Here is a 16480-nt window from a genome sequence, read left to right on the forward strand (position 1 = left end):
CCGGATAGCCTGGTCGGGCCGCGCGAGGGCGCCGCGGCCCACCCACCTTCCGAAGGAGACTCCAGCGTGCGTGTCGGACTGCTCACCGGCGGGGGCGACGTCCCCGGTCTGAACGCGGCCATCCGCGCCGTCGTCAAGCGCGGGGAGGGGGAGTACGGGCACTCGATCATCGGCTTCCGCAACGGGTGGCGCGGCGTCGTCGACGGCGACATCGTGCCGCTCAGCCGCAACCACATCCGCAACGTGCTGCCCGTCGGCGGCACCCTGCTCGGTACCGCGCGGTTCCACCCGCACGCGGCCGACGGCGGCCTGGACGCGGTGCTCGCCACCCTCGAGGCCGAGCGGATCGAGGCGCTCATCTGCATCGGGGGCGACGGCACGCTGCACGCGGCGTCGAAGGTCGCCGAGGCGGGCGTGAAGATCGTCGCGATCCCCAAGACGATCGACAACGACGTGTGGGGCACCGACCGGTCCATCGGCTTCGACACCGCGGTGGAGATCGCGACCGAGGCGATCGACCGGGTGCACACCACGGCGGAGTCGCACAACCGCGTGATGATCGTCGAGGTCATGGGCCGCAGCGCCGGCTGGATCGCGGTGACCGCGGGCATCGCCGGCGGCGCCGAGGTCGTGCTGGCCCCCGAGGAGCCGTTCGACATCGACAAGGTCATCAAGTTCCTCAAGCACCGGCACCGCGCGCACGCGAACTTCTCGATCGTGGTCGTCGCCGAGGGCGCCGTGCCCGCCGAGGGCACCTCGATGTCCTACGAGGCGCCGGTCGGCCAGTTCGGCGAGATCGTGGCCGGCGCGATCACCGCGCGGGTCAAGGCGGAGATCGAGCAGCGCACCGGGTTCGACACCCGCGTCACCGTGCTCGGCCACGTCCAGCGCGGCGGCAGCCCGGTCCCCGCGGACCGGATCCTCGGGAGCCGGTTCGGCGTGGCGGCGATCGACGCGATCAGCCGCGGCGAGACGGACGTGATGACGGCGCTGCGCGGCGACGAGGTCGTGCTGGTGCCGCTGCAGGAGATCGCCGGCAAGGTGAAGCGGGTCCCGAGCGAGCTCCTGCAGGTGGTCCGGGCCCTGGCCTGAGCCGCCGCCGACCGACCGCGGCCGAGCCGCCCGGGAGCCGTCACCGCGGCCCCGGGCGGCTTTGACCCGCTGTCGTCGGGACCGGTAAGGTGTTCGCCGGTGTGGCGTGCCGTCTGACGCCCCGCCGAACCCGTTCCCACTACTTCATGTCCGCATCGGAGCCCATCCCTACATGAGCATCTCCACCCCCGCCAAGCCCGGCACCCCGCAGGTCGCGGTCAACGACATCGGCTCGGCCGAGGACTTCCTCGCCGCCGTCGACGCCACGATCAAGTACTTCAACGACGGCGACATCGTCGAGGGCACCATCGTCAAGGTCGACCGCGACGAGGTCCTGCTCGACATCGGTTACAAGACCGAGGGCGTCATCCCGTCCCGCGAGCTCTCCATCAAGCACGACGTGGACCCGGGCGAGGTCGTCAAGGTCGGTGACGAGGTCGAGGCCCTCGTCCTCCAGAAGGAGGACAAGGAGGGTCGTCTGATCCTGTCCAAGAAGCGCGCCCAGTACGAGCGCGCCTGGGGCACGATCGAGAAGATCAAGGAGGAGGACGGCGTCGTCACCGGCACCGTCATCGAGGTGGTCAAGGGTGGCCTCATCCTCGACATCGGCCTCCGTGGCTTCCTCCCGGCCTCCCTCGTGGAGATGCGTCGTGTCCGCGACCTCCAGCCGTACGTCGGCAAGGAGATCGAGGCGAAGATCATCGAGCTCGACAAGAACCGCAACAACGTGGTCCTGTCGCGCCGCGCGTGGCTCGAGCAGACGCAGTCCGAGGTCCGCTCCACCTTCCTGCAGACCCTGCAGAAGGGCCAGGTGCGCCCCGGTGTCGTGTCCTCGATCGTCAACTTCGGTGCGTTCGTCGACCTGGGCGGCGTGGACGGGCTCGTGCACGTCTCCGAGCTGTCCTGGAAGCACATCGACCACCCGTCCGAGGTCGTCGAGGTCGGCCAGGAGGTCACCGTCGAGGTCCTCGACGTCGACTTCGACCGCGAGCGTGTCTCCCTGTCGCTGAAGGCGACGCAGGAGGACCCGTGGCAGGCCTTCGCCCGGACGCACGCCATCGGCCAGGTCGTCCCCGGCAAGGTCACCAAGCTCGTCCCGTTCGGTGCGTTCGTGCGCGTCGAGGACGGCATCGAGGGCCTCGTGCACATCTCGGAGCTGGCCGTGCGCCACGTCGAGATCCCGGAGCAGGTCGTCCAGGTCGGCGACGACGTGTTCGTCAAGGTCATCGACATCGACCTGGAGCGCCGCCGCATCTCGCTGTCGCTCAAGCAGGCGAACGAGGGCTTCGACCCGACCTCCGAGGACTTCGACCCCGCGCTGTACGGCATGGCGGCCGAGTACGACGAGGAGGGGAACTACAAGTACCCCGAGGGCTTCGACCCGACCACCAACGAGTGGCTCGAGGGCTACGAGTCCCAGCGCGAGACCTGGGAGGCGCAGTACGCCCAGGCCCACGAGCGCTGGGAGGCGCACCGCAAGCAGGTCCTGGACGCCGTCCAGGCCGACGCGGAGGCCGCGGCGGGTGGCGGCGACGCCGGCTCCTCGTCGTCGTCCTCCTCCTCGAGCTCGTCCTCCTCGTACTCCTCGGCCCCGGCCCAGGAGGCGACCGGCACGCTCGCGTCGGACGAGGCCCTGGCCGCGCTCCGCGAGAAGCTCACCGGCAACTGAGCCGACCGCCGGGCCTCGTGCCCGGCCACCGGTCCGACGGGCCGGCCACCTGCGGGTGGCCGGCCCGTCGGCGTTCCCGCGCCCGGTCGCCGGACCGGGCCGTCGTCTCGCCTGGCGCCGCCCCGCCGTCTCACCTGTGGGTGCCCCGTGAGAGGATCGACGGCGCCGCCACCTCCTCTCGTGAAAGGCCGTGCTGTGCCCGCGCGCTCCACCACGCCCCGTCCGGCGATGCTCACCGGGTCGGTGCTGCGGCGCTCCCTGCTGCTGCTCGGCCGCGGCATCGCCTCCCAGCCGCGGACGTACGTGCTGGCCATCGGCACCTCGGCCGCGTACGGCGCGCTGACCGTGGCGATCAGCCGGGTGCTGGGCTGGGCGACCGACAGCGTGGTGGTCCCGGCGCTCGGCGGGGACCCCGAGGCGCGCGGCCGGATCTGGGTGGCGGGCGGCGTGCTCGCCCTGGTCGCGGTCTCGCTGGCCGCGGCCGTCGCGGGCCGCCGCATCTTCGCCGGCATGGGCGTGGCCGACCAGCAGGCGATGCACCGCCGCGCGGTCACCCGGCAGTACCTGCGGCTCCCGATGACGTGGCACCGCGCGCACCCCACGGGCCAGCTGCTGTCCAACGCCTCCGCCGACGTCGAGGCCGCCACCGGCGTGTTCAACCCGCTGCCGTTCGCGCTGGGCGTCGTCGTGATGATCGGCGTCGCCGCCGTCGCGCTGTTCAGCACCGACGTGTGGCTGGCCGTGGCCGCGATGGCCGTGCTGCCCGCCGCCGTGGTGGCCAACCTGGTGTTCCAGCGCCGGATGTCCCCGGCCGCGACCCGCGCGCAGCAGCTGCGCGCCGAGGTCGCCGACATCGCCCACGAGAGCTTCGAGGCCGCGCTGCTGGTCAAGTCGCTCGGCACCGAGGAGCGCGAGGAGCGCCGGTTCGCCGAGCGCGCCGGGCAGCTCCGGGACGCGAACGTGCGGGTGGGCGTGGTCCGGGCGTACTTCGACCCGGTCATCGACATGCTGCCCAACCTCGGCACGCTGCTCGTGCTGCTGGTCGGCGTCTGGCGGGTGCAGGCCGGCGCGGTCGGCACGGGCGACATCGTCTCGGCCGCCTACCTGCTCACGCTGATGGCCGTGCCGGTGCGCGCGTTCGGCTGGGTGCTCGGCGAGCTGCCGCGCGGCCTGGTCGGGCACGAGCGGGTCGCCCGGGTGGTCGACGCGGAGGGCGAGCTCGTCGCCGGCGCACGGCCGTTGGCTCGCGGCGGGGGCGGGGGTGCCGCGCTGCGGCTGTCCGGCGTCGGCGTGCAGGTCCCCGGGCCCGCGGGCCCGGTGGAGCTGCTCGGCGGGGTCGACCTGGACGTCGCGCCCGGCCGCGTCGTCGCGGTCGTCGGCCCGACCGGTGCCGGCAAGACCACGCTCGTGTCGCTCGTGCCCCGGCTCACGGACCCCAGCACCGGGACCGTCGAGGTCGACGGCACCGACGTGCGGGACCTCGTCCCCGGCGACCTCACCGACCAGGTCGTGCTGGTCGGCCAGCAGACCTTCGTGTTCGAGGACACCGTGCGGGGCAACGTCACGCTGCGCGACCCCGACGACCCCGGCGCGCCCTCGGACGACGAGGTGTGGGCCGCGCTGCGGCTCGCCCGGGTCGACGGCGTGGTGCGCGACCTGCCCGGCGGCCTCGACGCGCGGCTGGGCGAGCGCGGCTCCAACCTGTCCGGCGGGCAGCGCCAGCGGCTCGCGATCGCGCGCGCCCTGGTGCGCCGGCCCCGGCTGCTGGTGCTGGACGACGCGACCTCCGCGGTCGACCCGCGGGTGGAGCAGGACATCCTGACCGGCCTGCGGGCGCACGCCGGCGGCGACGCGAGCGGGCCCACCGTCCTGCTGGTGGCGTACCGGATGTCGTCGGTGCTGCTGGCGGACGAGGTGGTGCACCTGGCCGGTGGCCGGGTCGTCGACCACGGCACGCACGCCGAGCTGCTCGCCCGGGACCCCGGGTACGCCGAGCTGGCGACGGCCTACGAGCAGGAGTCCGAGCGCCGCGCGGCGCGCCGGGCCGAGGCGCTGGACGCCGAGGCGGCCGCCGCCGAGGAGCGCGCGGACCTCGAGCACGAGGACGAGGACGAGCTGGACGCGGAGGGGGCCCGATGAGCGCCGAGCAGCAGGCCGAGGCCCAGGCCGGCCTCGGCGGCACGCACCGCGGGGTCATGGGCACGCTGCGCCGCGGCATCGAGGTGTCCCCGCAGCTGGTGCAGGGCATCGGGGTGACGTTCCTGCTCGCGACGCTCGCCGCCGCGGGCAAGGTCGTCGTGCCGATCGCGGTGCAGCAGGTGATGGACACCGGCATCCTCGCGGACGGCGGCCCCGACGTGCGCCGGGTCGTGACCCTGGTGCTGGCCGCGACCCTCGCGCTCGTCGCGGGCGGGCTGTGCTCCGCGCTGGTCAACGTCCGGCTGTTCCGCGCCAGCGAGGCGGGCCTGGCCCAGCTGCGGGTGCGCGCGTTCCGGCACGTGCACGACCTGTCGGTGCTGACCCAGAACACCGAGCGGCGCGGCTCCCTGGTGTCCCGGGTGACCTCCGACGTCGACACCATCTCGATGTTCGTGCAGTGGGGCGGCATCATGCTGCTCGTCTCGACGCTGCAGGTGCTCGTCGCGACCGTGCTGATGGCGGTCTACTCCTGGCAGCTGACCATCCTGGTCTGGCTGTGCTTCGGGCCGCTGGTGCTCGCGCTGCGCCCGCTCCAGCGGCGGGTCAACGTGGCCTACACGACCGTCCGCGAGCGGGTCGGCGCCATGCTGGGCGCGGTGTCCGAGGCCGTCGTCGGCGCCGAGACCATCCGCGCGTACGGCGTGCAGCGCCGCGTGCAGAAGAACGTGGACGAGCGGATCGGCGCGACGCGGAACGCGATGGTCCGCGCGCAGAACACGGTGTCGCTGGTGTTCTCCTCCGGCGTGCTGGTCGCGAACCTCGTGCTGGCGGTCGTGGTCGTCGCCGGCACCGCGCTCGGCGTCGCCGGCGACCTCAGCGTGGGCAAGCTGCTCGCGTTCCTCTTCCTCGTGCAGCTGTTCACCGGGCCGGTGCAGCAGGCCACCGAGGTGCTCAACGAGCTGCAGAACGCTGTCGCCGGCTGGCGGCGGGTGCTCGGCATCATCGACACGCCCGTGCAGGTCGCCGACCCGGGCGCCCGCGGCGTGCCGTCCCCGCGCGGCCCGGCGGCGGTCGAGCTGCAGGGCGTCGGCTTCGCGTACCCGGACGGCCCGCCGGTGCTGCACGAGGTCGACCTGCACCTGCCCGCGGGCCGCTCCGTCGCGGTCGTGGGCGCCACCGGCTCGGGCAAGACGACGATCGCGAAGCTCGTCACGCGCCTGATGGACCCGACGCGGGGCGCCGTGCTGCTCGACGGCACCGACCTGCGCCGCGTCCGCACCGAGGACCTGCGCCGCCGGGTGGTCATGGTGCCGCAGGAGGGCTTCCTGTTCGACGCCACGCTCGCGGAGAACCTGGTCTACGGCCTGCGCGACGGCGACGACCACGCCGCGCCGACGCCCGCAGAGGCGGAGCCCCGGCTGCGCGCCGCGCTCGCCGAGCTCGGGCTCACCGACTGGGTCGCCGAGCTGCCGTCCGGCCTGCACACGCCGGTCGGTCAGCGCGGCGAGGCGCTGTCGGCGGGGGAGCGGCAGCTCGTCGCGCTCACCCGCGCCTACCTCGCCGACGCCGACCTGCTGGTGCTGGACGAGGCGACCTCCGCGGTCGACCCGGCCACCGAGGTGCGGATCGCGCGGGCGCTCGACTCGCTCACCACCGGCCGCGGCACCGTGACGATCGCGCACCGGCTGTCGACGGCCGAGGCGGCGGACCTGGTCGTGGTGGTCGACGCCGGGCACGTGGTCGAGTTCGGCCCGCACGAGGACCTGGTGGCGGACGACGGCGTGTACGCGGCGATGCACCGCGCCTGGGTGGCCCAGACCCGCTGACCGCGCGCCGCGCCGGCTCCGGGCGCGGGCCCGCACGTGACGGCCGGCGGGCTCGCGCGGGTCGTGCGGGATCGCGGGTCGGGACGCGCGGCGTGGGAGGATCGGGGGCGTGAGCGAGACGCAGACCCCCGCCCCCGTGGGCACTCCCAGCCCTCTCGACCCGGAGCTCGCCGCGCGCCTGCGCCGCGACGCGTCCGGCCTGGTCGCAGCGGTCGTGCAGCAGCACGACACGGGCGAGGTGCTCATGCTCGGCTGGATGGACGACGAGGCGCTGCACCGCACGCTCACCGGCGGTCGCGTCGTGTTCTGGAGCCGGTCGCGGCAGGAGTACTGGCGCAAGGGCGACACGTCCGGGCACGCGCAGTACGTGAAGTCCGTCGCGCTCGACTGCGACGGCGACGCGCTGCTCGTCCGCGTCGACCAGGTCGGCGCGGCCTGCCACACCGGGACGCGCACCTGCTTCGAGGCGGGCGGCTCGCTGGGCGCCGTCGTCGGCGAGCGCCCGGCCGCGACGGAGCAGCACGGATGACCGCCGCGACGCCGGGCGCGCCCGCCGCCCCCGCGACGACCCCGGTCGACGTGCCCTGGGGTGCCACCTGGCCCGCGCTCGGCGAGTTCCGCGAGCTCGCGGCCACGCGCCGGGTGATCCCGGTCGTGCGCCGGCTGCTCGCCGACGACACCACGCCCGTCGGCCTGTACCGCACGCTCGCGGCCGGCCGCCCGGGCACCTTCGTCCTCGAGTCGGCCGAGCAGGACGGGTCCTGGTCCCGGTGGTCGTTCGTCGGCGTGCGGTCCCGGGCGACGCTGACGGTGCGCGACGGCCGCGCGGTGTGGACGGGCGACGTCCCCGCCGGGGTCCCGACGGAGGGCGACCCGCTGTCGGTGCTCGGCGAGACGCTCGAGGTGCTGCGCACGCCCGCGGTCCCCGGGCTGCCGCCGCTCACCGGCGGCCTGGTCGGCGCGCTCGGCTGGGACGTCGTGCGGCACTGGGAGCCGACCCTGCCCGCCGCGGCCCCCGACGAGCTCGGCGTGCCCGAGATGACGCTGCTGCTGGCGAGCGACCTCGCGGTCACCGACCACCGGGACGGCTCCGTGTGGCTGGTGGCGAACGCGATCAACTTCGACGGCACCGACGCGCGCGTGGACGAGGCGCACGCCGACGCCGTCGCGCGGCTCGACGCGATGCAGGAGGCGCTGCTCCGCCCGGCCGCGCCCGCCGCCGCGCACCTGGTGGACGCGCCCGCGCCGGAGCTGGAGTTTCGGTCGACCGCGGCGGAGTACGAGGCCGCGGTCGCGCGCGGCCAGGAGGCCATCGTCGACGGCGAGGTGTTCCAGGTGGTGCTGTCGCAGCGCCTCGACCTGGACTGCCCGGCCGCACCGCTCGACGTCTACCGCGTGCTCCGGACGATCAACCCGAGCCCGTACATGTACTACCTGCAGCTGCAGGACGCCGACGGGCGGGACTTCGCCGTGGTCGGGTCGAGCCCGGAGACGCTGGTCAAGGTCACGGAGGGGCACGTCACGACGTTCCCGATCGCGGGCTCCCGGCCGCGCGGCGCGACCCCGGAGGAGGACCGCGCGCTGCACGACGAGCTGCTCGCGGACCCCAAGGAGCGGGCCGAGCACCTCATGCTGGTCGACCTGAGCCGCAACGACCTGGTCAAGGTCTGCGAGCCCGCGACCGTCGAGGTCGTCGAGTTCATGGCCGTGCGGCGGTTCAGCCACATCATGCACATCTGCTCGACCGTCGTCGGCCGGCTGCGCGCCGGGGCGACCGCGCTCGGGGCGTTCACCGCGACGTTCCCGGCCGGCACGCTCTCCGGTGCCCCGAAGCCGCGCGCCATCGCCCTGATCGACGAGATCGAGCCCGCGCGCCGCGGCATCTACGGCGGCACGGTCGGCTACTTCGACCTCGCGGGGGACATGGACATGGCCATCGCCATCCGCACCGCGCTGATCCGGGACGGCCGGGCGAGCGTGCAGGCGGGTGCCGGGATCGTCGCCGACTCCGTGCCGGCGACCGAGTACCAGGAGTCCCGGGACAAGGCCGCGGCCGCGGTGCGCGCGGTGCAGGTCGCGTCCCGGCTCCGGGCGGTCGGGGCGCCGTGACCGGGGGATCGGGGCCGGTCGGCGGGGCGGCGACCGGCGGCGCGGCGACCGGCGGCGCGGGACCCGCGGAGCCGCGGGCGCGCGGCCGACGGGGTCGCTGGGTGCTCGTCCTGCTCCTGCTCTCCGGGTTGGTGGCGCTGACCGCGCTGCCGGTGTGGATCACCGCGTCCGGCGCCAACGCGCTCGGCGACGCGGTGGCGATCACCGTCCGCGGCACGGTCGCCGCGCCGGGCCTGGTCGCCGCCGCGCTGGTGCTGCTCGCCGCCGCGGGCGCGCTCGGGCTCGTCGGCCGGGTCGGGCGCTGGGTCGTGGTGGTCGTGGTGGCCGCCGCCGGCGCGCTGGTGGTGGCGTCGGCGCTCGGTGCCCGCCCGGGGGCCACTGCCACGGCCGAGCGCGCCGCGGCGGACGCCACGGGCGTGTCGAACCTCACCGGAGCGGTCGAGGTGGCCGTCTGGCCGTGGCTCGCCGCCGCGCTGGGCGTGGTCGTCGTGGCCGCGGCCGTCGGGCTCGCCCGGGCGTCCGCGCGCTGGGTCGCGCCGACCGACCGCTACGAGCGTGCCGGCACCGGGACGGCCGGGACCACCGCGTCCGCGGCGTCGGCGGGGGCCGCGGGCGGCGCGGCGTCAGGCCCGGGGGCCGCCCCCGCGGACGGCGGCGCCGAGCCCGACGAGCGCAGCACCTGGGACGCGCTGACCCGCGGCGACGACCCGACCTGAACCCCGCGCGCCCGCCCCGGTGGCCGCGCGCCCGACCTGAGCAGGCCACCGCGGTCCGCTAGGGTTTGCGACACACAGTCATGAAAGGTGTTCCACGATGGTCGAGCAGTCGCTCAGTTCTTCCGGCGTCGTGACCGGGCGTGCCCAGCAGGTCCCGGGGACGGAGACGCTGCGGCTGCCGCCGAAGGCGCCGCCGACCAACCACGGGCACACCAGCGCCGCCTGGACGACCACCGTCGTCGTCCTCGTCGGCTCGACGGCCGGCGCGCTCGGCCTCATCTTCGCGCTCATGTGGCTGTTCTGGGCCGGCCTGGCGGTCGCCCTGCTCGGCGTCGTCGTCGGCAAGGTCATGCAGGTGCTCGGCTACGGCCAGGGCGGCAAGCACACCATCGAGAAGGCACGCCGCACCGGCGGACACTGAGGTCCGTCCCGGCCGCGGGCCGGGACGCGGTGGACGCCGCGCGTCCGCTCCGGTACACCTGTGGGCATGTCGGACGGCCGCCCACCAGGGCGGACGCCGCGCCAGAACCCCCGATGGAGGAGCCGATCATGTCGACCCCGAACCAGCCCCAGGACCCGTACTCCGCCCCCGACGGGCAGGGCTCCGGCGACCAGTCGGGCGCCACGCCGCAGTACCCGGGCAGCACCCCGGGTGCGGGTGACCCCTACGGGCAGTCCGGTCAGGGCGGTCAGGCCGGCGGCGTGCCGCAGTACGGCTCGTACGCGGGCGGCGACCAGGGTCAGGGCGGCTACCCGCAGTCCGGCGGCTACGGCCAGGGCGGCTACGGCCAGCCCGCGTACCCGGGCGGCGCCCAGGGCTACGGCGCGGGTTTCTACCCGAAGAACAACCTCGCCGTGTGGTCGCTGGTGCTCGGCCTCGTCGGGTTCTTCGTCTGCTCGATCCTCACGAGCATCCCCGGCATCATCGTCGGCTCGAAGGCGAAGCAGGCCGTGGCCCGCGGCGAGGCCAACAACGGCTCCCTCGCGAACGCCGGCTACATCGTGTCCTGGGTGGTGACGGGCCTGCAGGTGATCGCGATCATCTTCCTGATCATCGCGGTCGCGACCGGCGGGTTCGCGGCGTACCTCGACACCATCAACAACTCGACGTACTGACGCGTCCCGTGGCCACGGCCGCCCCTCCCGAGACCCTCGCGCCCCGCGCGCGGCTGCGTGCCGCCCGGACGCCGCTGCTGGTCGCGGGCGGGGTGGCCGTCGTCGCGCTCGGGCTCGTGCTGGTCGACCCGCACGAGCCCGGCTCGTGGGGCGCGTGCCCGCTCTACGCGCTCACCGGCCTGTACTGCGCCGGCTGCGGCGGCCTCCGGGCGACGCACGACCTGCTCGTCGGCGACCTCGCCGGCGCGTGGGCGATGAACCCGCTGTGGGTGCTGCTCGTGCCGGTGCTCGTCGGGCTGTGGGCGCGCTGGACCGCGCGGGCGCTGCGGACCGGACGCCGTGCAGCGGCGCCGTCGGCCTGGGTGGCGCTGGGTGCCGCGGCGGTGGTCGTGGTCTACAGCCTCGCCCGCAACGTCCCGGCCTGGGCGGGCGTCCTCGCGCCGTGACGCGGGGGATGCCCCGCGGGCGGGTGAACCGGCGGGTCGGCTGCCGGCGCGGTCCCGGGTCGTCCCTAGGATGCCGACCGGCGCGCCGTGCGCCGACCCGCGAACCAGGAGGCCGCCCGTGACCACGCCCGACCAGCCCACGGACCCGAACCGCGAGCAGCCGGGCGCGGGCGGCTCGGGCGACGGCGACCGGCCCGCCTGGGACCAGCCGGGCGGCGGCTCGGGCTCGGCCGGGTACGGCGGGGTCGACCCGTACCCCGCGCAGCAGCCCTACGGTCAGCAGCAGTCCTACGGCGCGGCGGACCCGTACGCGGCGCAGCAGCCGCACGGCCAGCAGCAGCCCTACGGCGCTCCCGACCCGTACGCGGCGCAGCAGCCCTACGGCGCACCCGACCCGTACGCGGCGCAGGACCCGTACGGGCAGCAGCAAACCTACGGCCAGCAGCAGCCGTACGGTGCGCCGGACACGTACGCCGCGCAACAGCCGTACGGCCAGCAGCAGCCGTACGGCGCACCCGATCCGTACGCCGCCCAGCAGCCCTACGGCCAGGCGCCCGGCTACGGCGAGCAGCCCGGCTACGGCCAGCAGCTCTACGGCCAGGACCCCTACGCCGCCCAGCCCCCGGCCGGCCCGGGCTACCCCGGCGGCTACCCCGCGGCGCCGTACGGCGGGTACCCCGGTGGCTCGTACGTGCCGGTGTACGGCTACCCCAAGAACAGCCTCGGCGTCTGGTCGCTCGCGCTCGGCATCGCGAGCTTCGTCTGCTTCGGGCCGCTCGCGGGCATCCCGGCGATCATCACCGGCGTGCTCGGCCGCAGGGCGGCGCAGCGCGGCGAGGCGAACAACGCCGGCCTGTCGCTCGCGGGCATCATCCTGGGCTCGATCATCTCCGCGGGCTGGATCGTCTTCTTCCTGATCGGTCTGGCGAGCTCGTTCAGCAGCCCGTCGACCACGTACTACGGCTACTGACCTCTCGCCGAGTTCGGTGCTCCTCGCCGGGTTCGGTGCGTGCAGCCACCGAACCCGGCCGCAGCCACCGAACCCGACGTCGGGTGCCGCGCCCGGCGCGCCCGCGCGGGGCCCCCACCCGCCCCCGTGTCCCACCCGCTGGCCTGTGGTCGGGAGTGGTGCGCCGCGCCCGTACGATGGCCGAGGTGGTCGGACGAGACCCGCGTCACGGTGGTCAGCCGCGACCGGTCCCGCCGAGGAGCCCCGCCGGCTCCCGTGCCCTGGGGCGCGCCGCCGCCGATCTCGGGGGAGAAGAGACGCCGATGGGCACCGTGCTGGACGACATCGTGGCTGGCGTGCGCGAGGACCTCGCGGTGCGCGAGGCGGCCACGCCCCTCGCCGAGCTCAAGGAGCGCGCGGCGCGCGTCCCCGGTGCCATCGACTGCGTGTCGCGGCTGCGCGTCGAGGACGCGGTGACCGTGATCGCCGAGGTCAAGCGGTCGAGCCCCTCCAAGGGCGCGCTCGCGACCATCACCGACCCGGCCGCGCTCGCCGCGGAGTACGAGAAGGGCGGCGCGACCGTCATCTCGGTGCTCACCGAGCAGCGGAAGTTCAACGGCAGCCTCGCGGACCTCGACAGCGTCCGCGCCGCCGTGGACATCCCGGTCCTGCGCAAGGACTTCGTCGTCACGCCGTACCAGGTGTGGGAGGCGCGGGCGCACGGGGCGGACCTGGTGCTGCTCATCGTCGCCGCCCTGGAGCAGACGGTGCTGACGTCGCTCGTCGAGCGGGTGCACTCCCTGGGCATGACGGCCCTCGTCGAGGTGCACGACGCCGAGGAGGTCGTGCGGGCGGTCGACGCCGGCGCGCGGGTGATCGGCGTCAACGCGCGCAACCTCAAGACGCTCGAGGTCGACCGCGGCACGTTCGCGCGGGTGGCCCCGGCGATCCCGGCGGACGTCGTCAAGGTCGCCGAGTCGGGCGTGCGCGGGCCGCACGACGTCATGGACTACGCCCGGGCCGGCGCGGACGCCGTGCTCGTCGGCGAGGCGCTGGTGACGGACGACGCGCCGCGCCAGTCGGTCGCGGACCTGGTGGCGGCGGGCGCGCACCCGTCGCTGCGCGCGGTCCGGCAGTAGCCACCGGTCCGGCCCGGCGGCCGGACCGACCCGAGGGCGGCCGCTCAGCAGCGCGGCGCCGCAGCACCAACCACGAGGAGCACCACGGTGACGACGGGACGCACGGGTCCGCAGGTGACGAGCAGCCCGGGCGGGCCGCTGGCCACGCACGCCGGGCCGTACTTCGGCGACTTCGGCGGCCGGTTCGTCCCGGAGGCGCTGATCGCCGCCCTCGACGAGCTCGACACCGAGTTCCACAAGGCCTCGGCCGACCCCGCGTTCGCGGCGGAGCTGGCGCGGCTGCACCGCACCTACACCGGCCGCCCGAGCCCGCTCACCGAGGTCAAGCGGTTCGCGGAGCACGTCGCGCCCGGTGTCCGGGTGTTCCTCAAGCGCGAGGACCTCAACCACACGGGCTCGCACAAGATCAACAACGTGCTGGGGCAGGCCCTGCTGGTGAAGCGGATGGGCAAGACCCGCGTCATCGCCGAGACCGGCGCCGGCCAGCACGGCGTGGCCACCGCGACCGCGGCGGCGCTGCTGGACCTCGAGTGCGTCGTCTACATGGGCGAGGAGGACACGCAGCGCCAGGCGCTCAACGTCGCCCGGATGCGGCTGCTCGGCGCGACGGTCGTCCCGGTGACGATCGGCTCCCGCACGCTGAAGGACGCGATCAACGAGGCGCTGCGCGACTGGGTCGCGAACGTCGACACCACGCACTACCTGCTCGGCACGGTGACGGGCCCGCACCCGTTCCCCGAGATGGTGCGCGACTTCCACAAGATCATCGGCGAGGAGGCGAAGGCCCAGCTCGCGGAGGAGATCGGCCGGCTGCCCGACGCCGTCGCGGCGTGCGTGGGCGGCGGCTCGAACGCGATGGGCATCTTCAACGCGTTCCTCGACGACCCGTCGGTGCGGCTGTTCGGCTTCGAGGCCGGCGGTGAGGGCATCGCGTCCGGCCGGCACGCGTCGCGGTTCAGCGGCGGCTCGCCGGGCGTGCTGCAGGGCACCAAGTCGTACCTGCTGCAGGACGACGACGGCCAGACGCTGCCCAGCCACTCGGTGTCCGCGGGCCTCGACTACCCGAGCGTCGGCCCCGAGCACGCCTGGCTGCACGACATCGGCCGCGCCGAGTACCGCCCGGTCACCGATGCCGAGGCCATGGAGGCGTTCCGCGTCCTGTGCCAGACCGAGGGCATCATCCCGGCCATCGAGTCGGCGCACGCCCTGGCCGGCGCGATCCAGCTCGGCCGCGAGGTCGCGACCTGGGAGACCCCGGACGGCCGCGAGCCGGTGATCCTGGTGAACCTCTCCGGGCGCGGGGACAAGGACGTGGCGACCGCGGCGGCGTGGTTCGACCTGATCGAGGACAAGCCGGTCGTGCAGGCCGACGAGGGGGAGCAGCTGTGAGCGACGTCCAGGCGACCACGTCCCGCACCGGCGCCACCCTCGACCGCCTCAAGGCGGAGGGCCGTGGCGCCCTGGTGGGCTACCTGCCGCTCGGCTTCCCCGACGTCGAGGGGTCCGTGCGCGCGGCCGTCGCGATGGTCGAGGCCGGCGTCGACGTGATCGAGCTCGGCCTGCCGTACTCCGACCCCGTCATGGACGGCCCGGTCATCCAGCACGCGGTCGACGTCGCGCTGTCCGGCGGCACCCGGGTGCGGGACGCGTTCGGCGCGGTCGAGCGGATCGCCGCCACCGGCGCGCCGGTGCTGGTCATGACGTACTGGAACCCGGTGCTGCGGTACGGCGTCGACGCGTTCGCGCGGGACCTCGCCGCCGCGGGCGGCGCGGGCCTCATCACGCCGGACCTCATCCCCGACGAGGGGCAGGACTGGCTCGACGCGTCCGAGGCCCACGACCTGGACCGGGTGTTCCTGGTCGCGCCGTCGTCCACCCCGGAGCGCCTGGCGATGACCGCCGCGGCGTCCCGCGGGTTCGTGTACGCGGCGTCGACGATGGGCGTCACGGGGGAGCGGACCACGGTCGGCGCGCGCGCCGAGCAGCTGGTCGCCGACACCCGCGCGGCCGGCGCGGAGCACGTGTGCGTCGGGCTGGGCGTGTCGAAGCCCGAGCAGGCGCGCGACATCGGCCGGTACGCGGACGGCGTCATCGTGGGCTCGGCGTTCGTGCGCGCGCTCGCCGGCGCGGAGACGCGCGAGGCGGGGCTCGAGGCGGTCGCGGCCGTCGCCGCCGGGCTGGCCGAGGGCGTCCGCACCGCCCGCTGAGCCCCGTCCGGGCCCGGGACCCCCGTCCCGGGCCCGCGCCCTGGTCGCATACAGTGCCGGTGTGATGATCCCCGCCGCGATCCCGAGCCCGCCGCAGGCCGTCTGGTACCTCGGCCCCGTGCCGCTGCGCGCCTACGCCCTCGCGATCCTCGCGGGGATCGTGGTCGCGGTGATCATGACCCAGCGCCGCTGGAAGGAGCGCGGGGGCGACCCCGAGCAGGTCCTCGACATCGTGTTCTGGGCCGTGCCGTTCGGCATCGTCGGCGGCCGGCTCTACCACGTGATCACCAGCCCGGACGCGTACTTCGGCGCGGGCGGCGACCCCGTGCGCGCGCTGTACGTCTGGGAGGGCGGCCTGGGCATCTGGGGCGCCGTGGCGCTCGGGGCGGTGGGGGCGTACATCGGCTGCCGCCGGGCCGGGGTGTCGTTCCCGGTGTTCGCGGACGCCCTGGCGCCCGGGCTGCTCGTGGCCCAGGCGATCGGCCGGCTCGGCAACTGGTTCAACCAGGAGCTGTTCGGCGGTCCGACGACCCTGCCCTGGGGCCTGCGGATCGACGACGCGCACCTCCCGGCCGGCTACGAGTCGGGCACGCTGTTCCACCCGACGTTCCTGTACGAGCTGGTGTGGAACCTCGCCGGTGCCGCGCTGATCGTCTACCTCGACCGCCGGCTGCGGCTCGGCCACGGCCGCGCGTTCTGGCTGTACGTGATCGTCTACACGACGGGCCGGCTGTGGATCGAGCTGGTCCGGATCGACCCCGCGGAGATGATCGGCCCGTTCCGGCTCAACGTCTGGACGTCGATCATCGTGCTCCTCGGGGCGCTGGTAGCGTTCGTGGTCGTCGGACGTCGTCATCCTGGACGCGAGACCACACCTCTCCTGCGCGAGACCGAGGCGCAGGACGACGAGGTGGCGGAGCACGGCACGGCCCGCTGACCGCGGCGAACGCCCGTGTGACCCACCTCACTTTCTCGCGATGTGAGCGCCTGTGTTTCCGGCAGGTATCGTCGCCACACTTGTAGCCCGGGCCGATGACGTCCCAGCCTCCCCCCATTGCTCTACCTGGGCCCG

15 protein-coding genes are annotated in these 16480 nt (G+C 74.8%); all 15 read left to right on the forward strand.

Annotated elements, in window-relative coordinates:
* The first annotated feature begins 66 nt into the window (after nt 1-66).
* Nucleotides 67-1092 carry a 6-phosphofructokinase gene (locus KVT14_RS11325; RefSeq protein WP_217615763.1) on the forward strand — a complete coding sequence of 342 codons (1026 nt, stop codon included), beginning with the start codon at nt 67-69 and terminating at the stop codon, nt 1090-1092.
* A gap of 172 nt (nt 1093-1264) precedes the next feature.
* Nucleotides 1265-2761, forward strand: a complete 1497-nt coding sequence (gene rpsA, locus KVT14_RS11330; protein ID WP_217615764.1) for a 30S ribosomal protein S1 — start codon at nt 1265-1267, stop codon at nt 2759-2761.
* Between the two features lie 228 nt (nt 2762-2989).
* Nucleotides 2990-4900: an ABC transporter ATP-binding protein gene (locus KVT14_RS11335; RefSeq protein ID WP_217615780.1), complete on the forward strand. Its 1911-nt coding sequence runs from the start codon at nt 2990-2992 to the stop codon at nt 4898-4900.
* The gene (locus KVT14_RS11340; RefSeq protein WP_217615765.1) at nt 4897-6726 is read left to right on the forward strand and encodes an ABC transporter ATP-binding protein; all 1830 of its coding nucleotides are present in this window, start codon (nt 4897-4899) and stop codon (nt 6724-6726) included. Before KVT14_RS11335 ends, KVT14_RS11340 begins: the two co-directional genes overlap by 4 nt.
* Before the next feature lie 109 nt (nt 6727-6835).
* Nucleotides 6836-7255, forward strand: a complete 420-nt coding sequence (hisI, locus tag KVT14_RS11345) for a phosphoribosyl-AMP cyclohydrolase (RefSeq protein WP_308161035.1) — start codon at nt 6836-6838, stop codon at nt 7253-7255.
* Entirely contained in the window at nt 7252-8835 is a 1584-nt protein-coding gene (locus KVT14_RS11350) for an anthranilate synthase component I (RefSeq protein WP_217615766.1), read from the forward strand. Before hisI ends, KVT14_RS11350 begins: the two co-directional genes overlap by 4 nt.
* Entirely contained in the window at nt 8832-9551 is a 720-nt protein-coding gene (locus KVT14_RS11355) for a Trp biosynthesis-associated membrane protein (protein ID WP_217615767.1), read from the forward strand. Before KVT14_RS11350 ends, KVT14_RS11355 begins: the two co-directional genes overlap by 4 nt.
* Before the next feature lie 97 nt (nt 9552-9648).
* Nucleotides 9649-9972: an HGxxPAAW family protein gene (locus KVT14_RS11360; RefSeq protein WP_246855121.1), complete on the forward strand. Its 324-nt coding sequence runs from the start codon at nt 9649-9651 to the stop codon at nt 9970-9972.
* A gap of 128 nt (nt 9973-10100) precedes the next feature.
* On the forward strand, nt 10101-10667 hold the full coding sequence (locus KVT14_RS11365; RefSeq protein ID WP_217615768.1) for a DUF4190 domain-containing protein: 567 nt from the start codon (nt 10101-10103) through the stop codon (nt 10665-10667).
* Between the two features lie 8 nt (nt 10668-10675).
* Complete coding sequence (locus KVT14_RS11370) at nt 10676-11113, forward strand: DUF2752 domain-containing protein (RefSeq protein ID WP_308161036.1); 438 nt, start codon at nt 10676-10678, stop codon at nt 11111-11113.
* A 118-nt stretch (nt 11114-11231) separates the two neighbouring features.
* Nucleotides 11232-12083, forward strand: coding sequence for a DUF4190 domain-containing protein (locus tag KVT14_RS11375; protein WP_217615769.1), 852 nt, complete (start codon nt 11232-11234; stop codon nt 12081-12083).
* A gap of 302 nt (nt 12084-12385) precedes the next feature.
* Nucleotides 12386-13201: an indole-3-glycerol phosphate synthase TrpC gene (gene trpC, locus KVT14_RS11380; protein WP_147793678.1), complete on the forward strand. Its 816-nt coding sequence runs from the start codon at nt 12386-12388 to the stop codon at nt 13199-13201.
* 114 nt (nt 13202-13315) lie between these two features.
* Nucleotides 13316-14590, forward strand: coding sequence for a tryptophan synthase subunit beta (gene trpB / locus KVT14_RS11385; RefSeq protein ID WP_217615783.1), 1275 nt, complete (start codon nt 13316-13318; stop codon nt 14588-14590).
* Nucleotides 14587-15408 carry a tryptophan synthase subunit alpha gene (gene trpA / locus KVT14_RS11390; protein ID WP_217615770.1) on the forward strand — a complete coding sequence of 274 codons (822 nt, stop codon included), beginning with the start codon at nt 14587-14589 and terminating at the stop codon, nt 15406-15408. The genes trpB and trpA overlap by 4 nt, the downstream gene beginning before the upstream one ends.
* A gap of 64 nt (nt 15409-15472) precedes the next feature.
* Nucleotides 15473-16345, forward strand: coding sequence for a prolipoprotein diacylglyceryl transferase (gene lgt, locus KVT14_RS11395; protein WP_217615784.1), 873 nt, complete (start codon nt 15473-15475; stop codon nt 16343-16345).
* The last annotated feature ends 135 nt before the right edge of the window (nt 16346-16480 follow it).

Source organism: Cellulomonas sp. GbtcB1 (assembly GCF_019091725.1).
In the GTDB taxonomy this organism is placed as follows: Bacteria; Actinomycetota; Actinomycetes; order Actinomycetales; family Cellulomonadaceae; genus Cellulomonas.